A 545-nucleotide genomic window follows, 5' to 3' on the forward strand; every position below is an offset into this window, starting at 1 on the left:
GGCTGGAAGCCGTAGACGAAGCCGACCGGCGCCTCCACCGCGACCTGCCGTGCGAGGACCTCGGGCACGCCCTCGCCGGCCGGCACGCGTGTCGCCGTGACCTCGCGGGAGGTGGGCGGCAGGTCGTTGGTCTCGGGGCGCGTCAGCACCTGGTCCTCCCTGGAGCGGGTCGCGGAGATTGGCACCGCGGCGGGCGTGGCGGAAGGGTTGCGTGTCCTCGCGTGCCGGGATGATCCTCGGCGAAACGGAGGGGCGGCATGATCCATTCTCGAACGGCTCGGCGGGCATGAGCCAGGCGCGTTTCTACCAGGGCGTCGGTCCCTTGCTCACCGTCTGGGAGCCGGATGCGGCGGCGCTCTCGCTGACACGGCGTTCCGAGGCAAGCCTTGCGGCCAATGTGCAGTATGTCTGGCGGCACCCAGGGCTGCCTGTGCTCTACGTCGCCACCAGCAATGGCGGGCCGCGCCAGGTCGGAAACCGGCACTTCCTCCAGGCCTTCCGGATCGAGCCCGGCAGCGGCGCGCTCAGCCCGCATGGTGCCATCA

The 545-nt window shown here is 71.2% G+C and carries 1 protein-coding gene; it reads left to right on the forward strand.

Going from position 1 to position 545, the window contains the following annotated elements:
• Nucleotides 1–211 precede the first annotated feature (211 nt).
• Nucleotides 212–545, forward strand: a 334-nt coding sequence (locus tag AC1DWF_RS37850) for a hypothetical protein (RefSeq protein WP_476843543.1), incomplete at its 3' end; no start/stop codon positions are given.

This window comes from Aminobacter sp. P4_D5 (assembly GCF_056401815.1).